The sequence below is a fragment of the Pseudomonas sp. Marseille-QA0332 genome (assembly GCF_054950175.1).
In genome coordinates, this window is the sequence record NZ_CM143106.1 from 2,085,564 (window position 1) to 2,101,464 (window position 15,901).

17 protein-coding genes and 5 tRNA genes are annotated in these 15,901 nt (G+C 64.1%); 11 read left to right on the forward strand and 11 right to left on the reverse strand.

Going from position 1 to position 15,901, the window contains the following annotated elements:
* The first annotated feature begins 287 nt into the window (after window positions 1–287).
* On the forward strand, window positions 288–509 hold the full coding sequence (locus tag ACY8GK_RS09625) for a hypothetical protein (protein WP_462402898.1): 222 nt from the start codon (window positions 288–290) through the stop codon (window positions 507–509).
* Here ACY8GK_RS09625 and ACY8GK_RS09630 read toward each other — a convergent pair.
* The 6 genes from ACY8GK_RS09630 to ACY8GK_RS09655 form a co-directional block, all read right to left on the reverse strand.
* The gene (locus ACY8GK_RS09630) at window positions 481–690 is read right to left on the reverse strand and encodes an Arm DNA-binding domain-containing protein (RefSeq protein WP_462402899.1); all 210 of its coding nucleotides are present in this window, start codon (window positions 688–690) and stop codon (window positions 481–483) included. The genes ACY8GK_RS09625 and ACY8GK_RS09630 overlap by 29 nt on opposite strands.
* Window positions 691–915: 225 nt before the next feature.
* Window positions 916–991: transfer RNA gene (locus tag ACY8GK_RS09635), tRNA-Gly, on the reverse strand.
* Window positions 992–1,076: 85 nt separating this feature from the next.
* Window positions 1,077–1,152: transfer RNA gene (locus tag ACY8GK_RS09640), tRNA-Gly, on the reverse strand.
* Window positions 1,153–1,155: 3 nt separating this feature from the next.
* Window positions 1,156–1,231: transfer RNA gene (locus tag ACY8GK_RS09645), tRNA-Glu, on the reverse strand.
* A gap of 92 nt (window positions 1,232–1,323) precedes the next feature.
* Window positions 1,324–1,399: transfer RNA gene (locus tag ACY8GK_RS09650), tRNA-Gly, on the reverse strand.
* Window positions 1,400–1,401: 2 nt separating this feature from the next.
* Window positions 1,402–1,477 (reverse strand) — tRNA-Glu (locus ACY8GK_RS09655).
* Between the two features lie 285 nt (window positions 1,478–1,762).
* On the opposite strand from ACY8GK_RS09655, the gene ACY8GK_RS09660 reads away from it, so the two are divergent.
* From ACY8GK_RS09660 to ACY8GK_RS09670, 3 genes are all read left to right on the forward strand, one after another.
* Window positions 1,763–2,530, forward strand: coding sequence for a hypothetical protein (locus ACY8GK_RS09660; protein ID WP_196181369.1), 768 nt, complete (start codon window positions 1,763–1,765; stop codon window positions 2,528–2,530).
* A gap of 15 nt (window positions 2,531–2,545) precedes the next feature.
* Window positions 2,546–3,310, forward strand: coding sequence for an AraC family transcriptional regulator (locus ACY8GK_RS09665; RefSeq protein ID WP_196181370.1), 765 nt, complete (start codon window positions 2,546–2,548; stop codon window positions 3,308–3,310).
* A gap of 111 nt (window positions 3,311–3,421) precedes the next feature.
* Window positions 3,422–4,312, forward strand: coding sequence for a DMT family transporter (locus tag ACY8GK_RS09670; protein ID WP_462402900.1), 891 nt, complete (start codon window positions 3,422–3,424; stop codon window positions 4,310–4,312).
* Here ACY8GK_RS09670 and ACY8GK_RS09675 read toward each other — a convergent pair whose 3' ends face one another.
* The 3 genes from ACY8GK_RS09675 to recQ form a co-directional block, all read right to left on the reverse strand.
* Entirely contained in the window at window positions 4,313–4,594 is a 282-nt protein-coding gene (locus ACY8GK_RS09675) for an Rdx family protein (RefSeq protein WP_196181372.1), read from the reverse strand.
* Window positions 4,595–4,787: 193 nt separating this feature from the next.
* Window positions 4,788–5,225, reverse strand: coding sequence for a transcriptional regulator SlyA (gene slyA / locus ACY8GK_RS09680; RefSeq protein ID WP_196181373.1), 438 nt, complete (start codon window positions 5,223–5,225; stop codon window positions 4,788–4,790).
* 130 nt (window positions 5,226–5,355) lie between these two features.
* Complete coding sequence (recQ, locus tag ACY8GK_RS09685) at window positions 5,356–7,485, reverse strand: DNA helicase RecQ (RefSeq protein WP_462402901.1); 2,130 nt, start codon at window positions 7,483–7,485, stop codon at window positions 5,356–5,358.
* Window positions 7,486–7,726: 241 nt separating this feature from the next.
* On the opposite strand from recQ, the gene ACY8GK_RS09690 reads away from it, so the two are divergent.
* The 6 genes from ACY8GK_RS09690 (at window position 7,727) to ACY8GK_RS09715 (ending at window position 14,011) form a co-directional block, all read left to right on the forward strand.
* On the forward strand, window positions 7,727–8,314 hold the full coding sequence (locus ACY8GK_RS09690) for a UPF0149 family protein (protein ID WP_196181375.1): 588 nt from the start codon (window positions 7,727–7,729) through the stop codon (window positions 8,312–8,314).
* 6 nt (window positions 8,315–8,320) lie between these two features.
* Window positions 8,321–8,677: a YbaN family protein gene (locus ACY8GK_RS09695; protein WP_462402902.1), complete on the forward strand. Its 357-nt coding sequence runs from the start codon at window positions 8,321–8,323 to the stop codon at window positions 8,675–8,677.
* A gap of 189 nt (window positions 8,678–8,866) precedes the next feature.
* Window positions 8,867–10,654 (forward strand): N-acetylglutaminylglutamine amidotransferase, encoded by a 1,788-nt coding sequence (locus ACY8GK_RS09700; protein ID WP_462402903.1) that lies wholly within the window; start codon window positions 8,867–8,869, stop codon window positions 10,652–10,654.
* Between the two features lie 3 nt (window positions 10,655–10,657).
* Window positions 10,658–12,403: an N-acetylglutaminylglutamine synthetase gene (gene ngg, locus ACY8GK_RS09705; protein WP_462402904.1), complete on the forward strand. Its 1,746-nt coding sequence runs from the start codon at window positions 10,658–10,660 to the stop codon at window positions 12,401–12,403.
* Between the two features lie 15 nt (window positions 12,404–12,418).
* Window positions 12,419–13,603 (forward strand): osmoprotectant NAGGN system M42 family peptidase, encoded by a 1,185-nt coding sequence (locus ACY8GK_RS09710; RefSeq protein ID WP_462402905.1) that lies wholly within the window; start codon window positions 12,419–12,421, stop codon window positions 13,601–13,603.
* A 180-nt stretch (window positions 13,604–13,783) separates the two neighbouring features.
* Window positions 13,784–14,011 carry a YheU family protein gene (locus ACY8GK_RS09715; RefSeq protein WP_196181382.1) on the forward strand — a complete coding sequence of 76 codons (228 nt, stop codon included), beginning with the start codon at window positions 13,784–13,786 and terminating at the stop codon, window positions 14,009–14,011.
* 9 nt (window positions 14,012–14,020) lie between these two features.
* On the opposite strand, the gene ACY8GK_RS09720 is transcribed toward ACY8GK_RS09715, so the two are convergent.
* Complete coding sequence (locus tag ACY8GK_RS09720; RefSeq protein WP_462402906.1) at window positions 14,021–14,209, reverse strand: carbon storage regulator; 189 nt, start codon at window positions 14,207–14,209, stop codon at window positions 14,021–14,023.
* Between the two features lie 237 nt (window positions 14,210–14,446).
* Between ACY8GK_RS09720 and ACY8GK_RS09725 the strand changes: the two genes are divergently transcribed.
* Window positions 14,447–14,599: a DUF3309 family protein gene (locus tag ACY8GK_RS09725; RefSeq protein ID WP_081016659.1), complete on the forward strand. Its 153-nt coding sequence runs from the start codon at window positions 14,447–14,449 to the stop codon at window positions 14,597–14,599.
* Window positions 14,600–14,692: 93 nt separating this feature from the next.
* Here the strand turns inward: ACY8GK_RS09725 and ACY8GK_RS09730 are convergent, their stop codons facing one another.
* A complete protein-coding gene (locus tag ACY8GK_RS09730; protein ID WP_462402907.1) occupies window positions 14,693–15,901 on the reverse strand; it encodes an EAL domain-containing response regulator in 1,209 nt (402 codons plus the stop codon).

A 15,901-nucleotide genomic window follows, 5' to 3' on the forward strand; every position in this document is an offset into this window, starting at 1 on the left:
CGTCCTGGGGTTCCAACAATGATATATACCCCCGCCTGCATAGCAGATATTCCTGCCGGGCCGGTGAGACCACCCACAATGACCCCCGTGACTGTGCTTCCAAGCGGCACAGCCACGCTTCCCTCACCCGATCCTATCGTCGCCCCGATGTATGTGCAGCGCCACTGGCGGCACCAATAGCGACACCAACGGGGCCGAAGGCCCCGGACACCAGCTCCATATCTCGCATTGGCAGTTCAGGCATTTTACTTCTCCTTTTTTGGTTGCCACGGTTGTCGATATCGAAGATGGAGAACTTGCCCAGCCAGGGCAGCACGTCCTGGGCAAAAATGCGGTCGATCTGCGACAGAGTGCTGGCGGCCGGTTTTCAGGTTCAGCGCCTTGAAGTCGCGCCAGGCCTTGAAGACGCAAGCAAAGGTGTTCAGGGGTGCGGCCAGCTCTGCCGCCTTGAAATGCAGACGGTGAACACGCGGATCGACATCATGAGCCACCTGCGCGCGCATCCTTGAGGGACATTTTCGGGTAGCTGCCAACGGCAACGCGCTGCTGCTTGCCCATCCAGGTGAAGCGGAAGTGCCACTTCTTGGCCGCTCGGGCGGTGACGAACAGCACCAGGCCGTCAGTATCGTCGAGGGTGTAGTCTTTGCCGGTGGTCTTGGCCTGCCGGACAACGGCATCGGTTAACGCCATGGGTACGCCTCCTTCTCAGGTTGAGGAGAGGTGTACCGTGCTCAGGGGCGGTGACTCAGCAAACAATCCGCACCAGCAACCGCCCGGATTTCATGTACTGTTTCGTGTACTGGTAGGGCATGGTTGAGAGTGGAATCGAGTAGCTTTCGCTAGACATTCTCCAGGGCTAAAACCCTTTTGAATCAGGAACCTATAGACTTGGGTAATCGTCTATGGATGAAGAATTGGAGCGGGAAACGAGACTCGAACTCGCGACCCCGACCTTGGCAAGGTCGTGCTCTACCAACTGAGCTATTCCCGCTTTTTTGAGCTTTACCACTGTCGGCGTGAAGCGCCTTTGAGACCTTCACCACCACTGCACCGCACAGACGCCACAGTTTGCAAACTGGAGCGGGAAACGAGACTCGAACTCGCGACCCCGACCTTGGCAAGGTCGTGCTCTACCAACTGAGCTATTCCCGCAAATGGCGTCCCCTAGGGGACTCGAACCCCTGTTACCGCCGTGAAAGGGCGGTGTCCTAGGCCACTAGACGAAGGGGACACACGACACTTTTCAGTGCACCAGCACGTGAACCTCACGATTCAGCCTGGATTTCCTTTTCCTGCCCCGCCATAAGGCGTTGCCGGAGAAACTGGAGCGGGAAACGAGACTCGAACTCGCGACCCCGACCTTGGCAAGGTCGTGCTCTACCAACTGAGCTATTCCCGCAATGGCGTCCCCTAGGGGACTCGAACCCCTGTTACCGCCGTGAAAGGGCGGTGTCCTAGGCCACTAGACGAAGGGGACACGCTACAACATTCACTGCCTGCCGCGCTTCGCGTTGTGCTTTGCGCTGCAAGTGGCGCGCATTCTATGGAGGCATTGGAAAGCCGTCAACACTTTTCTATAAATTTATTCAAATCAATGACTTCCGGACGACCAAGGCGCCGCGTGACGGGGCGTTGGCCCAGCGGGTCGAACAGTGCGGTGGGCATTCGGACGGCAGGCCAGCCAATCCATCGATCGAGCTGTTCGCAGGGCGGCGAACTCACTACACTCGGCAAAAACAGCATCCTGACAGAGGCTCTACCGGTGACCCCATTCCTGATCACCTTGCTCGTCATCGCCGGCATCACCCTGCTGATCGTCATCGGTTACTTCAACAACATGGTGGAAAACGCCAAGCTCGAACGGACACGGGCAAAAATCGAACTCAACGAACGCCTACGTCGTTGCGGCCAGATCACCGAAACCTTCCCTGGTCAATTGATGACGCCAGCGCTCAAGCTGCTGCTGGCCCGGCTGGAACTCAACCTCAACCGGCGCCTGCTGCTGCTGGACAAACAGAACACCGAGCTGAAGGCCCGCGTGGCCGAACTCGAAGGTCTGATCGCGCTGGGGCAGCAGATCCCGGTCAGCAACCCGCCCGGCCCGATCCTCACCGAAGCCAAGGCCAAGGACGTGCGCTTTTTGCTCGAGGCGCTCCATCAACAGGTCGTGAGGGCTGTCCACGAAGGCTTCCTGAGCAAGGAAGAAGGCAAGCAGTGGGTCAAGGAAATACGTCATATCGTGGTCTTGCTGCATCTGGAGCTGTTCAACAACCTCGGACAGCAGGCGCTAGCCCAGGAACAACCCGGCCAGGCGCGCCTGGCTTTCGAGCGCGGCCTGCAGTACCTGCGCAAGCAGCCGGACCAGGTCTTCTACAAGGAGCAGGTCGCCTACCTGGAAAAACTGCTGGCCCGGGCCGATGCGCTGACCTTGGACCAGCTCGAGCCTGCCGAGACCGACGAGAACGAGCTGACCGAGGGACTCAAGACCGACGAGAACGAAAACTGGCGCAAGAAGACCCTTTATGACTGATGGCCAGGTTGCGGCATGAGTGTCCAGGCCATTCTTTCCGTACGCCACTACCAGCAAAGCCTGGTCGCCCATAGCCACGAGCATACGCAACTGGTCTTCGGCCTGCGCGGCCGCCTGGATTTCGAGCTCCAGGGCCGGGGCGGACAAATCGACCGCGAGCGGATGATCGTGGTGCCGGCTGGGACCCACCACGTCTGCGCCAGCCAGACCGGCAGCGATTGCCTGGTGCTCGATGTTCCCGGGGAATGCTGGCTGGCCGAGCAATTGGGCGAGCAAGCAGACGCCAGCCGCCGCCTGCTCGGGCGCCCCGCTGCCCTGCGCCTCGACAGCCACCAGCAGCGTCTGGTCGACTGGCTTGCCGCAAGCCCGGTCGAGGATGCCCTGATCGCTCGCCAAGGGGCGGCGCTGCTGCTGGCGAGCCTGAATGCCCAGGGCCCAGCGTGCCGCGAACCTGCCCGGCTGCCTTATGCCGAGTTCGATGCCTACATCGATCGACATGCCGCCCATGCGTTGCAGGTAGCCGACCTGGCGCGTCTGGCCAGACTTTCCAACGCCAGGCTTCATGCCCGTTTCGCCAGCGAAGTCGGGCTGACGCCGATGCAATACATCCGTCGGCGCCGGCTTCAGCATGCCCTGCATCTGCTGCGCACCACCGGGCTTGCCATCGGCGAAGTCGCCGCCCTGGTCGGCTATGGCTCGCAAAGCGCGTTCAGCGCGGCCATGCAACGCGCCTTCGGTCACTCGCCCCTGGCCCTGCGCCGCGAGCCTGGCGATAACTGACGAGAGCCTGGCGACAGATTTCGTGCCAGGCTCAGGTTAGGCTGAACAGCAAACGGCACTCCCATTTTCGTGACACGTAGCGCAGCAGCCTGGTACGACACAAGGATTTTCATGAACCACCGCACCGCCCTCGGCGCCTTGCACATAGGCGCCCTGTTCTTTGGCCTCACCGGCGTGTTCGGCAAGCTGGCCGGCAGCGCCAGCGCGACGATCATCGTCCTGGGCCGAGCGGCCTTCGCCGTGCTCGCCCTAGCCGTGTTCATGAGCATGGCGCGCCAGCGCTGGCAGGCGTTGGCCGGCCAGGATGCGCGACGACTGTTCTGCGCGGGCTTGCTACTGGCCGGACACTGGGTCAGTTTCTTCATCGCCGTCAAGGTCGGGGGCGTGGCCATCGCCACCCTGGGCTTCGCCAGCTTTCCGGCTTTCACGGTGATTCTGGAAGGCATGCTGTGGCGCGAACGGGTGCGTGGCCACGAGGCCTGGCTGGTGTTGCTGGTCAGCGTCGGCCTGGTACTGGTCACGCCGGCGTTCGACCTGGCCAGCGCAGCCACCGGCGGGCTGCTGTGGGCATTGCTGTCTGGACTGCTGTTCGCCCTGCTTTCACTGACCAACCGTGCCGGTTCGGGCCGGGTGCCAGCTGTCCAGGCAGCGCTCTGTCAGAACCTGGTGGTCGCCATGTGCCTGCTGCCGTTCGCCACCCCGGGGTTGGCCCAGGTAAGGCCGATGGACTGGCTGTGGATCGCCTTGCTCGGCATCTTCTGCACGGGAGTGGCGCACAGTCTGTTCGTCGCCAGCCTGGCAGTGGTCAAGGCGCGCACTGCCGCCGTGGTGTTCGCCATGGAGCCCGTCTACGGCATCGCCCTGGCCTGGGTGATATTCGCCGAGACACCCACCCTGCGCATGCTGGCTGGAGGCTCGCTGATCATCCTGGCGATCGTCCTGTCCAGCCGGATGGCAACTGGCAACCCTGGCAAAGCGACTCCAGCGAGCGAAGGCAACTGATCAGCGATCGTTGTGGCCAAGGTCGCGCTGCGGGTCGATCTGGTCGCGCACTCGCTGCTTGAGTGCCTTGGCCTCGGGAAAACCGCCGTCGGCCTTGCGCTCCCAGATCTGCACTTCGTCACAGGTGATGCGAAACACCCCGCCATGTCCCGGCTCCAGAGCAACCCGTCGCAGATCCTCGGCGAAGGTACTCAGCAGCTCCTGGGCCAGCCAGGCAGCACGCAGCAACCATTGGCACTGGGTGCAATAGGTGATGACGATTTCGGGTTTCGGGTGGCTCATGCCGGAGCGTCCTGATGAAGGGTGGATGGGTTGGTGTGCGGCCCCTTGCGTCGCACTGCCACTGCAAGCGCCCTGTGCATGAGTAGTGGCGTCGCAGCCGGCCACCCATCGACGGCGCTGCAAGAACGGCCACAAACCCATCGACGACGCTGGCTCGCCCTTGCCGAGCGGCAGCCGGGGCGCAGCCGAGGCCTCAGGACTTCTCCAGGTTGTCGAGGATCCGGGCATGCACGCGCATGCAGGTCTCCAGGTCCGCCTCGCTGATGCCACTGAACAGCTCGGCGCGCAGTTGGTTGGCGATGGTCTCGATTTGCTCGATCAACGGCCTGGCCGGCGGACATAGCTGGATCTTCTTGGCCCGCCGATCTTCCAGCACTGCCTGGCGCTGCACCAGCCCCTGGGTTTCCAAGCTGTCGAGCAGACGCGCCAGGGTAGGCCCCTCCACACCGACGCTCTGGGCCAGCTCGCGCTGGGTCGGGGCTTCTTCGAAACGGGCCAGGTGCAACAGCACCAGCCAGCGGGCCTGGGACAGGTTCAGTCCGGCGAGGCGGCGATCCAGTTCGGCGCGCCAGCCACGGGACATCTGTGCCAGCTGCATGCCGAAACGATGTTGGTGGTCGGTCAGGGGCATAAGGTAACTCGACTTACAGGACTAATCATTAGTTAGCTAACCATGCCCCAGCCTTCCAGGCAAGAATCGGCTGGTCGAGGATGCTCGATAATCGTGAAAAAGCGTGACACGGCCCGACCTGAGTCAATGCTTACAGCTCGAACTCTGCCGCCAAGGCTGCGCGGACGCAGTGCAACACGCCTTCCGGTACCTGGCTGCCCAGTTGCGCCGCCACGGCCGAGACCGGCGGCAACTCGCCCTCGCCATCGAGGAAAGCGTCCTGGATCTCGCTCAGCAAGTCTTCCGGCAGGTCCAGGGCCTGCTCCAGGCTCAGTTCCTGGCGCCCGAGCGCCTCGGCCAGCAGACCATAGACATTCTTCTCGCTGCACTTGAGCTGGCCGGCGATCTGCGCCGGAGTCATGCCGGCGCGGGCCAGCACGACCAGCTCGTGACGCAGGTCGAGGACCACCTTGGGCGCTTGCTCGCCGCCGTTGAGCACTTCGAGGAACGCCTGGCCATAACGTTCCAGCTTGCGCGCACCGACACCGCTGACCCGGCCCATCTCGGCGAGGCTGCCAGGCTGACTGCGCAGCATCTCCAGGAGCGTCGAATCGGGGAAAATGACGTAGGGCGGCACGCTGTGCTCCTCGGCAAGCTTGCGCCGCAAGGCACGCAGGGCCTCCCAGCGCTCACGCTCTTCGCCACGTACCAGTTGGCTGGCCGGACTGCCGCCGCTGCTCCTGGCGACGGTCTGCGGCTTGAGGTCGCGGCGCAGTTGCAGGCTGACTTCGCCACGCAGCAGCGGCCGGCAGCTGTCGGACAGACGCAGGCCACCGTAGCCTTCCAGGTCGATGTCGACCAGGCCACGTGCCACCAGCTGGCGGAACAGCGAGCGCCATTCGCTCTCCGAGGTCGCCTTGCCAACGCCGAACACCGAGAGCTTTTCATGGCCGAAATTGCGCACTTTTTCGGTCTGCTTGCCCATCAGCACGTCGACCAGATGACCGACGCCATAGCGCTGGCCGGTGCGATAGACCGTCGACAGGGCCTGCCGCGCCGGCTCGGTGGCGTCCCAGGTCTGCACCTGGTCGACGCAATTGTCGCAATGCCCACAGGGTTGCTCGAGCCGCTCGTCGAAGTAGGCCAGCAGCGCCTGCCGGCGGCAGCGTGTCTCTTCGCACAGCGCGAGCATGGCATCGAGCTTGTGCTGCTCGATGCGCTTGTGTCGCTCATCGCCTTCGGAGTTCTGCAGCATCTGCTTGAGCATCACCATGTCCTGCAGCCCATAGGCCATCCAGGCGTCGGCGGGCAAGCCGTCACGACCGGCGCGGCCGGTTTCCTGGTAGTAAGCCTCGAGCGACTTGGGCAAGTCCAGGTGGGCGACGAAACGCACGTTGGGCTTGTCGATGCCCATGCCGAAGGCGATCGTCGCTACCATCACCAGGCCCTCCTCGTTGAGGAAACGGTGCTGGTTGGCCGCGCGGGTCTCGGCCGCCAGGCCGGCGTGATAGGGCAAGGCCGGAATGCCCTGGTCGCAGAGGAAGGCGGCGGTTTCGTCGACCTTCTTGCGCGACAGGCAATAGACGATGCCGGCGTTACCGCGACGCTCGCCGAGAAACGCCAGCAACTGCTTGCGCGGCTGCTCCTTGGGCACGATGCGGTAGAAGATGTTCGGCCGGTCGAAGCTCGACAGGAAGCGCTCGGCGCCTTGCAGGTGCAGGCGCTGGACGATTTCCTCGCGTGTGCGCATGTCGGCCGTGGCGGTCAGGGCGATGCGCGGCACGTGCGGGAACAGCTCGGCCAGTTGGCCCAGCTGCAGGTATTCGGGACGGAAATCATGCCCCCATTGCGACACGCAATGCGCTTCGTCGATGGCGAACAGAGCGATGTCCAGCGTGCGCAGGAACTCCAGCATGCGCGGCTGGACCAGCCGTTCGGGGGCCAGGTAGAGCATCTTGATCTCGCCGCGTCGCAGGCGGGCGGCCAGCTCGCGCTGCTGGTCGCTGCTGAGGGTGGAGTTGAGCGCCGCGGCAGCCACCCCCAGTTCGTCGAGCGTCGCCACCTGGTCGTCCATCAGCGCGATCAGCGGCGAGACCACCACCGCAAGGCCAGGGCGCAACAAGGCAGGCACCTGGAAACACAGCGACTTGCCGCCCCCGGTGGGCATCAGTACCAAGGCATCGCCGCCACTGGCCACGCATTCGATGATCGCTGCCTGGCGCCCGCGGAAACTGTCGTAGCCGAAGACGTCCTTGAGGACGCGCTGAGCCTGTTCAAGCATTTGGAACTCCACGAATCGTCTTGCCATCCTGGCGACAGGCTGAACGATGGATCCGCCTGGCACACCTGCGAATGCGTAAGCGGCTGTTGCCGATGACGAAAAAAGCCGTCCCGGCCGAAAATCGCCGAGTATACCCCAGCGCCCCGCCTGGCAGGGCGCTGCGTGACGGACGTTCCCTTTGTACCGTTGTCGCTGCAAGGTGCTAGAATTCGGTATCGTTTATTCCCAAGGTAGCCCTGTAATGTCCTTCGCCGAGCAACTGACCCGCCTGCAAGCCTTCCTCGACGCCGACGAGCTGCACGAAGAAGCGCTGGACTACGTCGCCGCCCACGGCTACCTGACCGCGCTGTCGATCTGCGCCGAGGACGTTCCCGAGCGCGAATGGATCGACGCGCTGTTCGCCGAGGAACCCCACTACGACAGCGAGGCCCAGCGCGTGGAGATCGAAGCCACCTTGGTCGCGCTCAAGGCTCACATCGGCCGGCAGCTGGCCAGCGATGACGAATTCGAGCTGCCTTGCGACCTGGACCTGGGCGACGACCCGGACGATTCCGACCTGCGCGGCTGGTGCATCGGTTTCATGGAGGGCGTCTTCCTGCGCGAGGAAGCCTGGTTCGAGAACGCCGAGGAGGAAGTCAGCGAGATGCTCCTGCCGATCATGGTCGGCTCCGGCCTGTTCGACGAGCAGCCGGAATTCGCCGACATCGCCGCGAACCAGCATCTGCAGGAGGACATGGTCGTGCAGATTCCCGAGGCACTGACCGCGCTGTTCCTGCTGCTGCACGCGCCCGACGAGAAGCCTGCCTTGCTCAAGCCGCGCCACCATTGACCGGTGGTGCGCTACCTGCTGCTGGCCATCGGCTGGCTCAGCGTCGCGCTGGGGGTGCTGGGGATCTTCCTGCCAGTGTTGCCCACCACCCCTTTCCTGCTGCTGGCAGCGGCCTGCTTCGCTCGAAGCTCGCCACGCTTTCACGCCTGGCTGATCCATCATCCCAGGCTCGGCCCATGGATACGTGGGTATCTCGATGGCGAGGGCATTCCACTCAAGGCAAAGGCCTATACCATCGGCCTGATGTGGGCGAGCATCCTGTTTTCGTGCTGGCTGGTGCCCCTATTCTGGGCACGGCTGCTGATGATCGTCAGCGCCATGCTGGTCTCCCTCTACATACTCCGGCAGAAGACGCGCCACTAAAGCGGACGGCAGGAAAGGCGGATGATTGAGGTCATCCTGGCATTGCGCCAGATTGGCGCTAGACTTGCCTTCTTTCAACCGCCCGTCCTATATAACCGATTGTTCTAAAACTCTCGCTCCGCACCTTGGTCATTTCCTAAGTGCCCTGTTTTTGGGCATCTTCCCCAACGGAAAAACCGGTAAGGACCTATGTGCGGATTAGCAGGAGAGTTGCGCTTCACCCCGATCGATCAAGCCTCGCGCCCGGCGGACCTCGCCGCGGTAGAGCGGATCACCCATCATCTGGCGCCCCGGGGCCCGGATGCGTGGGGCTTCCATAGCCAAGGGCCGATCGCCCTGGGGCATCGACGGCTGAAGATCATGGACCTGTCCGATGGATCGGCGCAGCCGATGATCGACAGTCCGCTGGGCCTGGCGCTGGCCTTCAATGGCGCCATCTACAATTTCCCCGAGCTGCGCCAGGAGCTGCAAGACCTGGGCTACACCTTCTACTCCGATGGCGATACCGAGGTGCTGCTCAAGGGCTATCACGCCTGGGGCGAAGCCATGCTGCCCAAGCTCAACGGCATGTTCGCCCTGGCCATCTGGGAACGTGACAGCCAGCGCCTGTTCCTCGCCCGCGACCGGCTGGGCGTCAAGCCACTGTACCTGTCGCGCAATGGCGAGCGCCTGCGCTTCGCCTCGAGCTTGCCGGCATTGCTCAAGGGTGGCGACATCGACCCGATGCTCGACCCGGTCGCGCTCAACCATTACCTGAACTTCCATGCCGTGGTGCCAGCGCCGCGCACCTTGCTGGCCAACGTGCAGAAACTCGAGCCGGGTACCTGGATGCGCGTCGACCGTCATGGTCAGGTCGAACAACGGACCTGGTGGGAGCTGCAATACGGCCCTCGCTCAGATGAACAGGGGCTTGGCCTGGAAGACTGGACCACCCGCGTGCTGGACGCCACCCGTGAAGCCGTGGGCATCCGCCAGCGTGCCGCGGTGGATGTCGGCGTGCTGCTCTCCGGCGGTGTCGATTCGAGCATGCTGGTCGGCCTGCTGCGCGAAGTCGGCGTCGACGACCTGTCGACCTTCTCCATCGGTTTCGAGGATGCCGGCGGCGAACGCGGCGACGAGTTCCAGTATTCCGATCTGATCGCACGCCACTATGGCACCCGACATCACCAGCTGCGCATCGCCGAACACGAGATCATCGACCAGTTGCCCGCGGCCTTCCGCGCCATGAGCGAACCGATGGTCAGCCATGACTGCATCGCCTTCTACCTGCTGTCGCGAGAAGTCGCCAAGCATTGCAAGGGCGTGCAGAGTGGCCAGGGCGCCGACGAACTGTTCGCCGGCTATCACTGGTATCCACAGGTCGATGGCGCCCAGGATGCCTTCGCCGCCTACCGGGCAGCGTTCTTCGACCGCAGCTACGACGAATACCGCGAAACGGTCCAGGCGCCCTGGGCGCTGGACTACGATGCCGCCGGCGATTTCGTCCGCGAGCACTTCGCCCGTCCGGGCGCGTCGGCGGCGGTCGACAAGGCGCTGCGCCTGGACAGCACGGTGATGCTGGTCGAAGACCCGGTCAAGCGTGTGGACAACATGACCATGGCCTGGGGCCTGGAAGCCCGCACCCCGTTCCTCGACTACCGCCTGGTGGAGCTGTCGGCGCGTATCCCGGCCCGCTTCAAGTTGCCCGACGGTGGCAAGCAGGTGCTCAAGGAAGCCGCGCGGCGAGTGATTCCCCACGAGGTGATCGACCGCAAGAAAGGCTATTTCCCGGTGCCGGGCCTCAAGCATCTGGAAGGCGCCACGCTGGGCTGGGTACGCGAACTGCTGACCGACTCCAGCCAGGATCGCGGGCTGTTCAACCCGGCCATGCTCGACAAGCTGCTGAGCAACCCGCACGGCCAGCTCACCCCGCTGCACGGCTCGAAGCTGTGGCAACTGGCCGCGCTGAACCTCTGGCTCAGCGAACAAGGAATCTGATCGATGAAAGCCCATCAGAATGCCTATGGCCAGCGACTGCTGCGTGGCCAGGCTCCATCCTACGAACGGCTCCAGGCACGTCTGGCCGGCGACGGCAGCGAGCCCCACGATCAACCGCGCGCCATTCATTGCGGTTGGGGAAGGCTGCTGATCGGCCATACCTACCCGAAGCCGGCTACGCTGGCCGAGGCGCTGCTCGAGGAACGACCTGGCGAACGCGACATCGCGCTCTACGTGTGCGCGCCCCAGCAAGTGCTGGCCTATGCCCCGCAACAGTTGTTCCTCGACCCTTCCGATACCTTGCGCCTGTGGTTCACCGACTACCGGCCGGCGCAGCGCGTGTTTCGCGGCTTCAACATCCGCCGCGCGCAATCGGAAGCCGACTGGCAGGCCATCAATACCTTGTACCAGGCGCGAGGCATGCTGCCGATCAACCCGCAGCTGCTCACCCCACGCCATCAGGGCGGGCCGGTGTACTGGCTGGCCGAAGACGAGGATACCGGCGCCATCATCGGCAGTGTCATGGGCCTGAATCACAGCAAGGCCTTCGACGATCCGGAACACGGCTGCAGCTTGTGGTGCCTGGCCGTCGCCCCGCAATGCAGCCGCCCCGGCGTTGGCGAGGTGCTGGTGAGGCACCTGATCGAGCACTTCATGAGCCGCGGCCTGGCCTATCTGGACCTTTCGGTGCTGCACGACAACCGCCAGGCCAAGCGCCTGTATGCCAAGCTGGGCTTTCGCAACCTGCCGACCTTCGCCGTCAAACGCAAGAACGGCATCAACCAGCCCCTGTTTCTCGGTCCTGGCCCCGAGGCCGGGCTCAATCCGTACGCGCGCATCATCGTCGACGAGGCCTTGCGTCGAGGCATCGAGGTGCAGGTCGACGATGCCGTCGGTGGGCTGTTCACTCTGACCTTGGGCGGACGCCGGATTCGTTGCCGGGAATCGCTGAGCGACCTGACCAGCGCGGTGAGCATGACGCTCTGTCAGGACAAGCGCCTGACCCGCAAGGTGCTGCATCAGGCAGACCTGCGCGTCCCGGCGCAGCAACTGGCCGGCGAGGCCGACGAAGACCTGGCCTTCCTCGAAGAACACGGCGCGGTGGTGGTCAAGCCGGTCGATGGCGAACAGGGCCAGGGCGTGGCGGTGAACATCACCGAGCTGGACGAGCTGCTGCATGCCATCGAGCAGGCTCGCCGTTTCGACAGCCGGGTACTGCTCGAGAGCTTCCATCCCGGACTTGACTTGCGCATCCTGGTGATCGGCCAGGAAGTGGTGGCCGCGGCCATCCGTCATCCGGCCCAGGTGATCGGCGATGGCAGCCACAGCATCAAGGCGCTGATCGAGGCGCAAAGTCGTCGTCGCCAGGCCGCCACTGGTGGCGAGAGTCGCATCCCGATGGATGATGAAACCGAACGCACCCTGCGCGCTGCCGGGTTCGACTACGACAGCGTACTGCCGGCTGGCCAGCGCCTGGACGTGCGCCGCACCGCCAACCTGCACACTGGTGGCGTCCTTGAGGATGTCACCGAGCGGCTGCACCCGGTCCTGGCCGAAGCTGCCATCCGCGCGGCGCGCGCTCTGGACATCCCGGTGGTCGGTCTTGACTTCATGGTACAGGCCGCCGACCAGCCGCAGTACGTCATCATCGAAGCCAACGAACGCGCCGGACTGGCCAACCATGAGCCGCAACCGACCGCCGAACGCTTCATCGACCTGCTGTTCCCGCACAGTCGTTCCATCGCCTGAACCGAAGGAGTGCGCATGACTGAACAACCCCTCGAACCGGACCTGGAGTACCTGCAACGGGTACTCCTGGAAATGCTCGCCATCCCCAGCCCCACCGGTTTCACCGACACCATCGTGCGCTATGTCGCCGAGCGCCTGGAAGAGCTGGGCATACCCTTCGAACTGACCCGGCGCGGCACCATCCGCGCCACGCTCAAAGGTCGGCAGAGTTCACCTGACCGCGCCGTATCGGCACACCTGGACACCATCGGCGCCAGCGTGCGCCAGCTGCTCGACAACGGTCGCCTGGCCTTGGCACCGGTGGGCTGCTGGTCGAGCCGCTTTGCCGAAGGCAGCCGGGTCAGCGTGTTCACCGACACCGGCGTCTACCGTGGCAGCGTGTTGCCGCTGATGGCCAGCGGTCATGCGTTCAACACCGCGATCGACCAGATGCCGATCAGCTGGGACCATGTGGAGGTTCGCCTGGACGCGTACTGCGCCACGCGTGCCGACTGCGAGGCGCTGGGGATCGGCATCGGCGACTTCGTGGCCTTCGACCCGTTGCCCGAGTTCACCGAAAGCGGGCACATCAGCGCCCGGCACCTCGACGACAAGGCCGGCGTGGCGGCCTTGCTGGCGGCGCTCAAGGCGGTAGTGGAAAGCGACCGCCAGCCGCTGATCGACTGTCATCCGCTGTTCACCATCACCGAGGAAACCGGCTCCGGTGCGGCCGGTGCCCTGCCCTGGGATGTCAGCGAATTCGTCGGCATCGACATCGCGCCGGTGGCCCCTGGACAGGCTTCGAGCGAGCATGCGGTGAGTGTGGCCATGCAGGATTCTTCCGGCCCCTACGACTATCACCTGTCCCGCCACCTGCTCAAGCTGGCGGGCGAACACGACCTGCCGGTGCGCCGCGATCTGTTCCGCTACTACTTCAGCGACGCCCACTCGGCAGTGACCGCCGGGCACGACATCCGCACGGCGCTGGTCGCCTTCGGCTGCGACGCGACGCATGGCTACGAGCGCACCCACATCGACAGTCTCGCGGCCCTTAGCCGCCTGCTCAGCGCCTACCTGCTCAGCCCGCCGGTCTTCGCCAGCGACTCGCATCCCGCCAACGCCTCTCTGGAGCGCTTTAGCCACCAGCTCGAGCATGACACCCAGATGGAAAGCGAAACCCGCGTGCCGGCGGTCGACAGCCTGCTGAAACATCACGACTGATCACCTGGCCCGATAACCCCGGCACCAACGTCCCCCGGCGACGTGCGCAAGCGGCCGCAGTCGGGGACGCCGGACCGGCCGTCCCTACGCCGTTGCGTCGGGACGGCGATCAATCGAAGCCGCTTGCCCTGATCATTTTTTGGCGTAGCATCAGGTAACAATCGACTGGATAGCCTCATCATGCTCATTCCCCATGACCAACTGGAAGCCGAAACCCTCACGCGTCTGATCGAGGATTTCGTGACCCGGGACGGCACCGACAATGGTGACGAGACGCCATTGCAGACGCGTGTGTTGCGGGTCCGGCACGCCCTGGCCAAGGGCCAGGCCTTCATCCTGTTCGATCCGGAAAGCCAGCAGTGCCAGCTGCTCGCACGCCACGACGTGCCGCCCGAGCTGCTCGACTGACCAGCCGCCTTACCTGAACGGTGCCTTGGCCCGCTGCCGGGCTTTCATCCGCTCATGCACCTCCAGGCGATTCACCGTGACCGAACGCGGCGCGATGATCCCCAAACGCACGTCCCCTCCGCTAACGCCCACGATCTTGATGCGAACCTTGTCGCCGATGACGAAGAACTCGCCGACCTCACGTCCGAATACCAACATGGTCCATCTCCTGCCCTGTGAAAACACCAGCGTGGAGAGCGCGTGGCGCATGCTCAAGCGGTCGGCATGAAAATAGACGCAGCCTACCCAGCCCAACGAATCGACCTACAGAAAAATCCCGGATCCTCAAGTAACGCTTCGCTTGGAAATGAATTTTTACGCCAGCGCGCCGGTCCCAATATCGAGCGGCCCGCAGTGAGGCGGCCGCCATCTTCCCTATCACACAAGGGTTTCGACATGACCACGATCCTCATCATCATCCTGATCCTGCTGTTGATTGGTGGCTTACCGGTGTTTCCTCATTCGCGCAGCTGGGGCTACGGCCCGTCCGGCATCATCGGCGTGGTGTTGGTCGTGTTGCTGGTGCTGTTGTTGCTTGGGCGGATATGACTGGGCGGGGCGAGCGCTGGCGGCCGTCTTGCCCCGTAACATCCACCCGTGGCGCTGGGCATGACGTTCCATGGCCGCTCGGAGCCATGCCCTTCACCCAGACGCCCCTGGACACCGTTCACGGCGCAACCGACGCAGCAACTCTTCACGTTCCAGGGGCGGTGCCAGATAGTTGCCTTGGGCACTTTCGCAACCTAGGGCCAGCAGGGCCAGGTGCTGTTCCGCGCTGTCCACGCCTGGCACGGTCAACGGATGATGCAGCTCGGCCGCCAGCGCCAGGCCGTTCTTCACCACGGCCTGGCACCTGGGCTCTGTCGGCAAGCCCTTGACGAATTGCTCATCGAGCTTGATGCGGCTGAACGGGAGCTGGCACAGCAGTTCGCTGCCGCCTTGCTCGCTGCCGAATCTGGCCAGGCCAAGATCACAGCCCAGCATGCGCAGGCGCAGCAGGTTTTCCTGTTCGATGACGGTCAGGCGGTGCAGGCCATGATCAGCCAGCTCCAGGCACAAATGGCGGGCCTGGCAACGAAAGCGCCGCAGCAACGCGCGGATCCTCTGGCAGGTCTGGCGGTCCGACAACTGCCTGGCCTGCAGCCGCAACGAAAGGCGCAGCGGTCGCTGCTCGGCGGCCAGCTGACGCTGCAGGGCCAGGCCCTGCTCAAGTAGCGTCTGCCATAGCATTTCCTGCAGGTTGCAGCGTTCTACGACTGGCAGGAACAGCTCCGGCGCCAGGATACCGAGCAAGGGATGATTCCAGCGCGCGACCAGCTCTACCGCCTCGATGCGGCCAGTGGCCAGCTCGAAGCTGGGCACGAACCAGGCCACGAACTGGCCTTCACGCAGGGCCTCGCGCACTTGCGCCTCGTCCGGCCAGTAGCGCACTGGCATGGCACTCACGGGCAACAGCGGCACCGGCGCGCGCAACGACTCCTGTACAGGCTCGAGCGACAGGGGTGGATCCACGACCCCGATCAAGTGCATGCCCAGCTCGCCGATCATGCGCTGCAAGGCTGCGCGCAGGGTCGGCGTCAGGCTGCCGCAGACCAGCACACCCTCGGCCAGCTTGTCGCGACCGACCCGGTGGATGAACTCCAGGCTATCCATGTGCCGGTCATCCACGTCACGCAGGTTGCAGGCGATCAGGTCGACGCCTCCGGCGTCTTGCAGCAAGGTCAGGGCCTGGGCTGCGCTGGCCGCCTGGTACACCTGCTCGCAGTCCAGGCACTGGAAGATCCGGACCGCGACGGCCCGCTGGAAAACATGGGGTTCGAGCACCAGTACCCGCGGTTTCTGGCCCACCAT

Bases quoted from the DNA above. Each gene is read 5' to 3' on its own strand.
- ACY8GK_RS09625 (WP_462402898.1), top strand. From the start codon at position 288: ATGGAGAACTTGCCCAGCCAGGGCAGCACGTCCTGGGCAAAAATGCGG.
- ACY8GK_RS09630 (WP_462402899.1), bottom strand. From the start codon at position 690: ATGGCGTTAACCGATGCCGTTGTCCGGCAGGCCAAGACCACCGGCAAA.
- ACY8GK_RS09665 (WP_196181370.1), top strand. From the start codon at position 2,546: ATGAGTGTCCAGGCCATTCTTTCCGTACGCCACTACCAGCAAAGCCTG.
- ACY8GK_RS09670 (WP_462402900.1), top strand. From the start codon at position 3,422: ATGAACCACCGCACCGCCCTCGGCGCCTTGCACATAGGCGCCCTGTTC.
- ACY8GK_RS09675 (WP_196181372.1), bottom strand. From the start codon at position 4,594: ATGAGCCACCCGAAACCCGAAATCGTCATCACCTATTGCACCCAGTGC.
- slyA (WP_196181373.1), bottom strand. From the start codon at position 5,225: ATGCCCCTGACCGACCACCAACATCGTTTCGGCATGCAGCTGGCACAG.
- recQ (WP_462402901.1), bottom strand. From the start codon at position 7,485: ATGCTTGAACAGGCTCAGCGCGTCCTCAAGGACGTCTTCGGCTACGAC.
- ACY8GK_RS09690 (WP_196181375.1), top strand. From the start codon at position 7,727: ATGTCCTTCGCCGAGCAACTGACCCGCCTGCAAGCCTTCCTCGACGCC.
- ACY8GK_RS09700 (WP_462402903.1), top strand. From the start codon at position 8,867: ATGTGCGGATTAGCAGGAGAGTTGCGCTTCACCCCGATCGATCAAGCC.
- ngg (WP_462402904.1), top strand. From the start codon at position 10,658: ATGAAAGCCCATCAGAATGCCTATGGCCAGCGACTGCTGCGTGGCCAG.
- ACY8GK_RS09710 (WP_462402905.1), top strand. From the start codon at position 12,419: ATGACTGAACAACCCCTCGAACCGGACCTGGAGTACCTGCAACGGGTA.
- ACY8GK_RS09715 (WP_196181382.1), top strand. From the start codon at position 13,784: ATGCTCATTCCCCATGACCAACTGGAAGCCGAAACCCTCACGCGTCTG.
- ACY8GK_RS09720 (WP_462402906.1), bottom strand. From the start codon at position 14,209: ATGTTGGTATTCGGACGTGAGGTCGGCGAGTTCTTCGTCATCGGCGAC.
- ACY8GK_RS09725 (WP_081016659.1), top strand. From the start codon at position 14,447: ATGACCACGATCCTCATCATCATCCTGATCCTGCTGTTGATTGGTGGC.
- ACY8GK_RS09730 (WP_462402907.1), bottom strand. From the start codon at position 15,901: ATGGTGGGCCAGAAACCGCGGGTACTGGTGCTCGAACCCCATGTTTTC.